This is a genomic window from Exiguobacterium sp. A1_3_1, assembly GCF_048985645.1.
Taxonomy (GTDB): Bacteria; Bacillota; Bacilli; order Exiguobacteriales; family Exiguobacteriaceae; genus Exiguobacterium_A; species Exiguobacterium_A indicum.
Genome location: NZ_WBYY01000124.1, coordinates 1 through 9,691 on the forward strand (window position 1 = coordinate 1; position 9,691 = coordinate 9,691).

Annotated in this window: 12 protein-coding genes and 1 pseudogene; all 13 read left to right on the forward strand. The window is 42.4% G+C overall.

Translation table 11 applies throughout. The features are described from left to right. Positions 1-31 precede the first annotated feature (31 nt). A pseudogene (locus tag F8N00_RS12780) lies at positions 32-586 on the forward strand (GTP-binding protein); the annotation flags it as partial. Further along, positions 583-1,437 (forward strand): MinD/ParA family protein, encoded by an 855-nt coding sequence (locus tag F8N00_RS12785; protein WP_035396779.1) that lies wholly within the window; start codon positions 583-585, stop codon positions 1,435-1,437. The pseudogene F8N00_RS12780 and the gene F8N00_RS12785, both read left to right, overlap by 4 nt. Before the next feature lie 26 nt (positions 1,438-1,463). Further along, on the forward strand, positions 1,464-3,461 hold the full coding sequence (locus tag F8N00_RS12790; protein ID WP_421018344.1) for a chemotaxis protein CheW: 1,998 nt from the start codon (positions 1,464-1,466) through the stop codon (positions 3,459-3,461). Positions 3,462-3,472: 11 nt separating this feature from the next. After that, positions 3,473-3,901: a chemotaxis protein CheW gene (locus F8N00_RS12795; RefSeq protein ID WP_023468698.1), complete on the forward strand. Its 429-nt coding sequence runs from the start codon at positions 3,473-3,475 to the stop codon at positions 3,899-3,901. Further along, entirely contained in the window at positions 3,894-4,502 is a 609-nt protein-coding gene (locus F8N00_RS12800; protein WP_035396783.1) for a chemotaxis protein CheC, read from the forward strand. Before F8N00_RS12795 ends, F8N00_RS12800 begins: the two co-directional genes overlap by 8 nt. After that, positions 4,495-4,977: a chemotaxis protein CheD gene (locus F8N00_RS12805; protein ID WP_023468696.1), complete on the forward strand. Its 483-nt coding sequence runs from the start codon at positions 4,495-4,497 to the stop codon at positions 4,975-4,977. The genes F8N00_RS12800 and F8N00_RS12805 overlap by 8 nt, the downstream gene beginning before the upstream one ends. Before the next feature lie 13 nt (positions 4,978-4,990). Further along, on the forward strand, positions 4,991-5,764 hold the full coding sequence (locus F8N00_RS12810; RefSeq protein WP_023468695.1) for a FliA/WhiG family RNA polymerase sigma factor: 774 nt from the start codon (positions 4,991-4,993) through the stop codon (positions 5,762-5,764). 13 nt (positions 5,765-5,777) lie between these two features. After that, on the forward strand, positions 5,778-6,239 hold the full coding sequence (locus F8N00_RS12815; protein ID WP_421018345.1) for a hypothetical protein: 462 nt from the start codon (positions 5,778-5,780) through the stop codon (positions 6,237-6,239). Positions 6,240-6,368: 129 nt separating this feature from the next. After that, entirely contained in the window at positions 6,369-7,103 is a 735-nt protein-coding gene (gene rpsB, locus F8N00_RS12820; protein ID WP_012370721.1) for a 30S ribosomal protein S2, read from the forward strand. 82 nt (positions 7,104-7,185) lie between these two features. Further along, positions 7,186-8,067: a translation elongation factor Ts gene (tsf, locus tag F8N00_RS12825; RefSeq protein ID WP_023468693.1), complete on the forward strand. Its 882-nt coding sequence runs from the start codon at positions 7,186-7,188 to the stop codon at positions 8,065-8,067. Positions 8,068-8,178: 111 nt separating this feature from the next. Next, positions 8,179-8,898 carry a UMP kinase gene (gene pyrH / locus F8N00_RS12830; protein ID WP_023468692.1) on the forward strand — a complete coding sequence of 240 codons (720 nt, stop codon included), beginning with the start codon at positions 8,179-8,181 and terminating at the stop codon, positions 8,896-8,898. A gap of 1 nt (position 8,899) precedes the next feature. Further along, positions 8,900-9,457 (forward strand): ribosome recycling factor, encoded by a 558-nt coding sequence (frr, locus tag F8N00_RS12835; protein ID WP_023468691.1) that lies wholly within the window; start codon positions 8,900-8,902, stop codon positions 9,455-9,457. Positions 9,458-9,536: 79 nt separating this feature from the next. After that, a partial coding sequence (locus F8N00_RS12840) for an undecaprenyl diphosphate synthase family protein (protein WP_421018346.1) occupies positions 9,537-9,691 on the forward strand: 155 nt, incomplete at its 3' end.

The following is a 9,691-nucleotide window of genomic DNA, read 5'->3' on the forward strand; positions in this document are numbered from 1 at the left end:
GAGATGTGTATAAGAGACAGGTCCTACAGGTGTCGGAAAGACGACTACGATTGCAAAACTAGCAGCACATTTTACGTTAACAGAAAAAAAACGAGTCGGTCTTATTACGACGGATACATATCGGATATCTGCCATTGAACAATTAAACACATATGCAGATATACTAGGTATCCCGATTCATGTTGCATACGATCTGAATGACTTTGAACAAGCGAAAGAAGCATTACAATCATGCGATATCGTTCTGATTGACACAGCGGGTAGGAATTTTCTTGATGTCGGGTATGTTGAACAATTAAAAAGTCGGCATACTTTTGAAGAGACGGATGTATTTCTCGTACTCAGTCTGACTGCGAAATATCAAGATCTACTTCGTATGTATGATCGCTTTCAATCCGTACCTGTATCTGGAATTATTTTCTCAAAAGCGGACGAGACAAGTGAATTATGGTCAATCGTTGGTCTCGCGGAAGAAAGTGATGTACCCATCTATTGTATAACCACTGGTCAAGAGGTACCTGAAGATATCTTGTTTAGTTCTGTAGAAGAGATATCCCAGATGATCGTCGAGAGAGGAATGGGATGATGCAAGAAGATCAAGCTCGAGTCCTACGCTCTAAGTTATCCGTAAATGAAACTAAAACGATTGCTATTGTTAGTGGTAAAGGTGGCGTTGGGAAAACGAACGTCGCTGTCAACTTAGGTGTTGCTCTATCTCTTCAAAACAAGAAGGTACTTATTATCGATTTAGATATCGGTATGGCCAACATTGGTATTTTACTCGGTAAATCTTCTAAGTTATCACTGATGGAATGTGTGAAGAAAAGAGAATCACTACAACAGTCAATTGTAGAATATTCACCAACCCTTCAGTTCATTCATGGGGGAAGTGGATTTGCTGAATTGACGAATTTCACGAGTGATGACATTACCTTTTTATTACGTGAATTTCGATTCTTCTATGAATATGATTATGTATTACTTGATCTAGGTGCCGGTGCTAATCATCAAACGTTTGATTTCATTGGTAGTGCAGATGAAGCATGGCTAGTTGTTACACCAGAACCTACTTCCATCATGGATGGGTACGCGTTTGTAAAATTAGCCCATCATCATGCGAATGAATTGCCTGTTTCCGTGATTGTTAATCGAGCTACGAATGGTGAAGAAGCTCTTGAAACATTTGATCGGCTCGAATTAGTCAGCTCTCAATTTTTAAGAAAATCACTACGTTTCATTGGTTTTCTACCTGAAGATCAAACAGTAGTGAAAGCGGTCAAAGCCCAAATGCCATTTTATATCATGGATCGAAAAAGTCATGTCAGTTGGCGAATGGATCACATTACTACTTCATTGACGGGTGTTCGCGTAAAAGAACGAAAGTTTTTAGATCGATTATTAAGTCGGCTAAAGCATGGGAAAGATCATGTCCATTAAGTTGGAAATAAAGGAGGAAATCATTCATGGACTTAAATGAATATGTAGGATTGTTCCTTGATGAATCAATGGAGCACCTTCAAGCAATCAATACAAGCTTATTGGATTTCGAACAACGTATGGATGACGAAGCTGTCATTGATCAAATTTTCCGGTCAGCTCACACACTCAAAGGAATGGCAGGAACGATGGGGTATGATGCTATCGCTGACTTAACGCATGAAATGGAGAGTGCTCTCGATTTAGTTCGCTCTAAAAAACAACCAGCTACTTCCGAACTGATTGATGTATTATTCGTCGCGGCAGAACAACTTGAAACGATGGTTGAAGATATTAGTCGAGGCGGAAAAGGAAAGTTAGATGTAACGGAGACGGTTAATCGATTGAAGCGATTCATTCAACCGAATGATGTACAAGTTGAAACGAATGTTCTACCTACTACGCAACAGAATTTTGAATGTGATGTCTATTCAAAAGCGGTTGTCCAACAATCGATTGCAGCAGGCTATCAAGCATACGTGTTATCAGTCGAACTATCAGCTGATGTCATCTTAAAAGCTGCTCGCGTTTATATGGTGTTTGATCGTCTTCAATCACTGGGGGACGTCATTTTATCAAATCCGACTTCAGATGACTTAGAGCAAGAACATTTTGATACATCATTTGAGATTTTATTCGTAACACAAAGTGAAAAAGAGACGATTCGAGAAGCAGTTGAAGCCGTATCAGAAGTGGCGAATGTTTCCATCGTCCCTTTTGAGACGACGTCAGAAGCAGAAGTTGCCACTTCTACGTTGCAACAAGAACCTGTTACTGAAGAGATTCAAAAAGAGGTGACTTCTACGACGAGTGAACCAATGGATGTCACTGCACCAGTCGCTTCAAAAACGATCCGTGTCAATCTTGAACGGATTGACCGCCTCATGAACTTATTTGAGGAGTTCATCATCGATCGAGGTCGCTTAGAACGAATTGCGGCAGAAGTAGGTTCTCCTGAATTGACGGATACTGTTGAGCGAATTAAGCGTGGGACGAACGAATTACAGTCTCTCGTATTGACTTTACGTATGATGCCAATTGAACAAGTATTTAATCGTTTCCCACGAATGGTACGTTCTGTATCGAAAGATGTCGGAAAACACATAAAACTTCATATCACTGGTGCTGAGACAGAGTTGGATCGAACAGTCATCGATGAGATCGGAGATCCATTAGTTCACTTGATTCGTAATGCAATCGATCATGGAATCGAAAACAAAGCGGACCGAATTCTTGCTGGAAAACCTGTTGAAGGGAATTTATCATTACGCGCCTATCATTCGGGAAATCGAGTCTTCATTGAAATCGAAGATGATGGTGCTGGAATTAACCACGAGCGCGTCACACGAATCGCGATTGAAAAGGGGCTAATTACGGAAGAAGAGGCGGCACTATTAACAATTGAAGAAGCATCGATGTTATTATTCGCTCCAGGTTTTTCGACAGCAGAAACGGTGACAGATTTGTCCGGGCGAGGTGTAGGACTCGATGTTGTGAAATCCAAGATTGAATCTCTTGGTGGGGAAGTATTTGTAGAAACACGTCGTGGTGAAGGTACTATTTTCCGAATTAGTCTACCACTTACGTTATCTATCATTTCAGCAATGTTGGTTGAACTTGGTAAAGAAACGTATGCTATTCCGTTGACGGCAATCATCGAGACAACATCATTAAGAAGCTCTTCGATCTTACAGGCGCATCGCGAGAAAGTATTCGATTTCCGTGGACAATTGGTTCCATTGATTTCGTTAAATGAAGTCTATGGATTGCCGCAACATGAGGCGGAGGCTTACTCCGTTGTTGTTGTTCGTAGTGGTGAAAAGCTGGCAGGTTTAATCGTTTCTGAATTGATTGGACAACAAGAAATTGTCATGAAGCCGCTAGGTAGTTATCTCGAAGGTATTCGGGCTATTTCCGGAGCAACTATACTTGGCGATGGGCAAGTGGCATTAATCATTGACAGTAACGCTCTATTACGAAAGTGAGGGAATTGAAGATGGAACAAAAGTGGGTTGTTTTTCAACTAGAAGAGAATTCATATGGGATTGACGTACAATCTGTTCGTTCAATTGAACGTCTCATTCCCATCACACGAATTCCAAATGCTGCTTCTTACGTTAAAGGTGTAATTAATTTGCGTGGAGTCGTAACACCTGTGATTGATTTACGTTCACGTTTAGGTTTTGACGTGATCGAAGAAACAGAAGAAACACGGATCATCATTGCAACACTTGAGCACGGAGACGCTGGATTCATCGTTGATCGAGCGAATGAAGTCGTAGAATCTTCTGAAGTTAGAATCGAGCCTTTGGGCGAACAAAAACAGGAAGATGCATCTTACCTAACGGCAGTCGCAAAAGGAGAAGACCAACTGTTTTCTTTAATCGAACCAAATCGATTATTTGAGGATATCGTTCATGCTTAATTCAGATCAAAAAGATATTTTCAGAGAAATTGGAAATATCGGAGCAGGTCATGCTGCTACAGCATTGTCTACACTTTTAGGGAAACCAATTGAAATCGAAGTGCCTTCTGCCGAATTAGAATCGTTTACAACGATCATAGATCGTGTGGGCGGTGCAGAAGCTTACACGGCTGGCGCATTGTTACGGTTTTCAGGTGATATTCGAGCGACCTTGCTTTTTTTGATGCCACTCCATGATGCAGAAAAGTTAATTGGACAGCTAATGAAATCTGAATTCCAATTTTTCTCTGATTCTCATGAAATGGGGGTTTCTGCCTGGGAGGAAATCGGGAATATACTAATTGGGGCATATGCACGATCGATTTCAGATTGGTTGGATTTGTCCCTCCAAGTCAGTGTTCCTGCTTCTGCATTTGATATGGTTGGTGCACTTCTCGAGGTGGCATTGCTTGAATCTTCAACATCGGGAAATATGGCTTTGTATATCGACACTCATCTTTCTAGTGCCGGGAATGAATTGACTGGACACTTGCTTCTCCTTCCAGAAGCAAATGCGTTTCAGACAGTTTTTCAGCGATTGGGTGTGGACATTGATGGATGAACTCATACGTATTGGAATTGCAGAATACGCAATCAGTAAACAGCCTGTCATTCTTCGCACTGCTGGTCTTGGTTCTTGCGTTGGGGTCGTCATCTATGATCAAGAGCGAGGGTTATCAAGCATGGCACATGTGATGTTGCCAGATTCGGCCATTAGTCGTAATCGCGAGGCAGAAATCGGTAAGTTTGCAGATACTGCTATTTTAGAAATCGTAAAACGCTTACGAGCAAATGGTGCATTACGCTTACGTGCTAAGATTGCTGGTGGTGCACAGATGTTCCAATTCAAATACGAACATGAATCGATGCGAATTGGAGAACGAAACATTGCGTCCGTCAAAGATATGTTACAAAAGACAGGAATCCCACTCGTTGCAGAAGATGTAGGTGGCACGAATGGGCGGACGATCGAGTTCCACTCAAAGTCAGGACGTCTCGTTATCCGGACAGTAAATGTCGGGACGTTGGAAATATAGAGGAGGAATGGTCATGCGTGAGGAATTACAACAACTTTGGGATCGATGGCTATCGACACGTGATATCACGGTAGCAGATGAATTACTTTTGAATTACGAGCCTCTCGTTCAGTATCATGTTCAACGACTAAGTGCAACATTACCTAAAAGTGTCGATCGGGATGAATTGAAAAGTTTAGGGATGATGGGATTGTACGATGCTCTTCAAAAATTCGATCAAAATCATAATAATAAATTCGACACGTATGCCGCCTTTCGGATTCGAGGAGCAATTTTAGATGGATTGCGAAAAATCGATTGGTTACCACGTTCTTTACGAGAAAAAGCAAAGCGGGTCGAAGCAGCTGTTGAAATACTAGAGCAATCTCTTCAAAGAACTCCGACGATTGAAGAAGTATCTTCGATTGTAGAAATGTCTACAGATGAAGTGAAGAGTGCGTTAGCTGAAAGTTATTTTGCAAATATATTATCGATTGACGAAGCCGTCACTTTACAAGATGAAGGGAAAGCAATGACCGTTTCCTATCTAGACCCTGATACTGCGACTCCGGAAGACATGTTATTAATGCGTGAGTTGATTGCTAAATTAGCAGAGGAAGTTAAAGAATTGTCAGAAAAAGAACAACTCGTCGTTTCCTTGTTCTACTATGAAGAATTAACATTGACTGAGATTGGCGAAATCCTTGAATTGTCAACATCTCGAATTTCTCAAATCCACTCTAAGGCTCTCCGTAAATTAAAAAATGCATTGGGAAGTGCCTACTTAGCAGATCGTGTCGCAATGTGAAAGGAAATCAATCATGACAGTCGTGTATATACTCTTAGCAGCTCTTATATGCTACGCACTACTTGTGCTGTTTCGTCAGCAAGCGGATTTAAAAGATCGTATATCCCGTTTAGAGCTTGAAAAAAGCGAAACAGAGCAAGTTTTATTAAGCTTTATGGAGCAGGTAAATGAAATGACCGAGCAGAACGTAAAATCTGAGGTATCATCTAATCCTATAAATGAAACATATCAGAATCCATCAATAGAATCAGTTTTACCTGAGGAAAATGTTGTACAAAATGAACGAGCTGAATCATATATTGAAACACCAGTTCCTTCTGAAATACAGAACGAAGAACAGGTCTTAACAGATGTGGAGCAGGCTTTACGCGAAGGAACAGATCTTGAGACACTCGCTCGTTCTTTGAACCGGGGAACGGGTGAGGTCGCTTTAATTGCTAAACTTTCTCGTCAAACGAAGGTTGCTCCTCGTTAATCTTTATGCTATATTAGTCTACGGTGTTAATTACGCACGCATGTATCGCCAGCTGCGGTGCCTTTAATAGGTTAGCTGGACAGACGATCATCGCGGAGGACATCCAAAACCCAAAAGGAGGAATTCATCATGGCAGTAATCTCGATGAAACAATTGTTAGAAGCTGGTGTACACTTCGGTCACCAAACACGCCGTTGGAACCCAAAAATGGCGAAATACATCTTCACAGAACGGAACGGAATCTACATCATCGACCTTCAAAAAACGGTCAAAAAAGTAGACGAAGCATACAACTTCATCCGTGAAGTAGCGTCTGAAGGCGGAAACGTTCTTTTCGTTGGTACGAAAAAACAAGCTCAAGACACTGTGAAAGAAGAAGCGATCCGTGCAGGTCAATACTTCATCAACGAACGTTGGTTGGGTGGAACTCTCACGAACTTCTCTACAATCAAAAAACGTATCAACCGTTTGAAACAACTCGAAAAAATGGAAGAGAACGGTACATTCGAAGTTCTTCCTAAAAAAGAAGTCATCATTCTTAAAAAAGAAATGACTCGTCTTGAGAAATTCCTCGGCGGTATCAAAGATATGCCAGGCGTTCCGGATGCACTCTTCATCGTTGACCCACGCAAAGAGCGTATCGCGATTGCAGAAGCACACAAACTCAACATCCCAATCGTTGCGATTGTTGATACGAACTGTGATCCAGACGAAATCGACTACGTCATCCCAGCGAACGACGATGCGATCCGTGCAGTCAAATTGCTCACTGGTAAAATGGCTGACGCAATCCTCGAAGTTAAACAAGGCGAAGATAACGTAGCACCTGAAACTACTGAAGAAGTAGTAGCAGACGCTGAGTAATTCGTGATGCCAGGTGATAAAGGGAATCGACCTTTTATCACCTTTTTTTTGAAACTAAGGATGTTATAAGGAGGAATATCGAATGGCTATTACAGCAGCAATGGTTAAAGAACTTCGTGAAAAAACAGGTGCAGGTATGCTCGACTGCAAAAAAGCACTCGTTGAAACTGACGGTGACATGAACGCAGCAGTAGATTTCTTGCGTGAAAAAGGGATCGCTAAAGCAGCAGCAAAAGGCGATCGTATCGCAGCTGAAGGGTTGACTGCAGTTGCAGTTGACGGCAACAAAGCGGCACTCGTTGAAATCAACTCAGAAACAGACTTCGTTGCGAAAAACGAACGTTTCCAAACACTCGTTCAAAACATCGCAGACGCTGTTCTCCGTAACGGTTCTGAGACAGCAGAAGCTGCTCTTGCTTCTGAATACGAAGCAGGCAAAACAATCGACACATACATCTCAGAAGAAGCTTCAACAATCGGAGAGAAAATCTCACTCCGTCGCGTAGCGCTCTTCACAAAAGCAGATGATGCAGTCTTCGGTTCTTACCTCCACATGGGTGGCCGCATCGGTTCAGTCGTCGTTATCGAAGGTACGACAGACGAAACAGTTGCAAAAGACGTTGCAATGCACATCGCAGCAGCACGTCCACTTTACGTTGACCGTACTTCTGTCACAGAAGAAGAAAAAGCACGTGAAGAAAAAGTCCTCACTGAGCAAGCATTGAACGAAGGAAAACCAGCTAACATCGTTGAAAAAATGATCGTTGGTCGTATGAACAAGTTCTTCGAGGAAATCTGCCTCGTCGATCAAACGTTCGTTAAGGATCCAGACTTCAAAGTTGGTAAATATGTAGAATCTAAAGGCGGTAAAGTCGTGTCATTCGTACGCTTCGAAGTTGGAGAAGGTATGGAAAAACGCGAAGAGAACTTCGCTGAAGAAGTTATGAACCAACTTAAAAAATAAGAATCGGGATCATCCTGATGACAAGAGAAGGAACACGTATGCTTCAATCCACTTTCGTGTGGAAGTGGTTCGTGTTCCTTTTTTACGGAATTTAGCAAGGGGGACATAGTCATGCAACCGAAATATAACCGGATTGTGTTAAAATTGAGCGGAGAAGCGCTCGCAGGAGATCAAGGGTTTGGGATTAATCCTGTCATCGTCAAATCCATCTCGGAACAGATTCGCGAATTGATTGAATTAAATGTTGAAGTAGCGGTCGTTGTCGGAGCTGGAAATATTTGGCGTGGTAAAACAGGTGCAGAACTTGGGATGGACCGGGCCAATGCCGATTATATGGGGATGCTAGCGACAGTCATGAACTCGCTTGCGCTTCAAGACAGTTTAGAAGATGTAGGTGTTGAAACACGTGTTCAAACATCGATCGAGATGCGCCAAGTAGCAGAACCATATATTCGTCGCCGTGCAATGCGTCATCTTGAAAAAGGACGAGTTGTTATTTTTGCAGCAGGTACCGGAAATCCTTATTTCTCAACTGACACAACGGCTGCTCTTCGTGCAGCAGAAATCGAAGCAGAAGTCATCTTGATGGCGAAAAACAATGTCGATGGTGTGTACTCAGCGGATCCGAACGTTGATCCAGAAGCGAAAAAATTCGAGACGCTCTCTTACTTGGATGTCTTAAAAGATGGACTCCAAGTCATGGATTCTACAGCTACATCACTTTGTATGGACAATGACATCCCGCTCATCGTCTTCTCGTTGATGGAAGAAGGTAACATCAAACGTGTCGTCATCGGTGACGAAATCGGGACAATCGTAAGGGGGAACTAATATGTCAAAAGAAATCTTAAAACAAGCCGAAGAACGGATGGAAAAAGCACATCTTTCACTTAAGAAGGAACTTGCGACACTCCGTGCAGGTCGTGCGAACGTTGCGATTTTGGATCCCGTTCAAGTCGAATACTATGGTTCACCAACACCGCTGAATCAAGTAGCGAATGTCAACACACCAGAGGCACGCCTAATCTTGATCACTCCTTGGGATAAGTCAATGGTGAGTGAGATTGAAAAAGCGATTCAACGTGCTGATCTTGGTCTTGCACCATCATCTGATGGTACGGTCATCCGTCTTGCGATTCCACCATTAACGGAAGAGCGTCGGAAGGAACTGGTTAAACTCGTCAAGAAGTATACGGAAGAAGGCAAGGTTGCCCTCCGTAACATTCGTCGTGACACGAACGAACAGTTGAAGAAACAAGAAAAAGATGGTGCATTGACAGAAGATGATCTACGTGGTTATACAGAAGATGTTCAGACGTTGACAGACAAGTTCGTCAAACAACTTGATCAAACGGCAACGGAAAAAGAACAAGAAATCATGGAAGTATGACGCGACGGATCGTCATGTGGGGGACTCTTTGTCACACGAAGAGTCCCTTTCTTCATAATTGAGAGAGGAGGAAGTGCGAATGTTTCAATGGTTGAATCAGACGAAAGAAACCGAAACCTATGAACGGGTGCCAGAACATGTTGCGATCATCATGGATGGAAATGGACGATGGGCAAAAAAACGTGGGCTTCCGCGAATTATGGGACATCGTGAAGGCTGTCTCTTATACACATC

Bases quoted from the DNA above. Each gene is read 5' to 3' on its own strand.
- F8N00_RS12805 (WP_023468696.1), top strand. From the start codon at position 4,495: ATGGATGAACTCATACGTATTGGAATTGCAGAATACGCAATCAGTAAA.
- F8N00_RS12810 (WP_023468695.1), top strand. From the start codon at position 4,991: ATGCGTGAGGAATTACAACAACTTTGGGATCGATGGCTATCGACACGT.
- frr (WP_023468691.1), top strand. From the start codon at position 8,900: ATGTCAAAAGAAATCTTAAAACAAGCCGAAGAACGGATGGAAAAAGCA.
- F8N00_RS12785 (WP_035396779.1), top strand. From the start codon at position 583: ATGATGCAAGAAGATCAAGCTCGAGTCCTACGCTCTAAGTTATCCGTA.
- F8N00_RS12790 (WP_421018344.1), top strand. From the start codon at position 1,464: ATGGACTTAAATGAATATGTAGGATTGTTCCTTGATGAATCAATGGAG.
- rpsB (WP_012370721.1), top strand. From the start codon at position 6,369: ATGGCAGTAATCTCGATGAAACAATTGTTAGAAGCTGGTGTACACTTC.
- pyrH (WP_023468692.1), top strand. From the start codon at position 8,179: ATGCAACCGAAATATAACCGGATTGTGTTAAAATTGAGCGGAGAAGCG.
- tsf (WP_023468693.1), top strand. From the start codon at position 7,186: ATGGCTATTACAGCAGCAATGGTTAAAGAACTTCGTGAAAAAACAGGT.
- F8N00_RS12800 (WP_035396783.1), top strand. From the start codon at position 3,894: ATGCTTAATTCAGATCAAAAAGATATTTTCAGAGAAATTGGAAATATC.
- F8N00_RS12795 (WP_023468698.1), top strand. From the start codon at position 3,473: ATGGAACAAAAGTGGGTTGTTTTTCAACTAGAAGAGAATTCATATGGG.
- F8N00_RS12815 (WP_421018345.1), top strand. From the start codon at position 5,778: ATGACAGTCGTGTATATACTCTTAGCAGCTCTTATATGCTACGCACTA.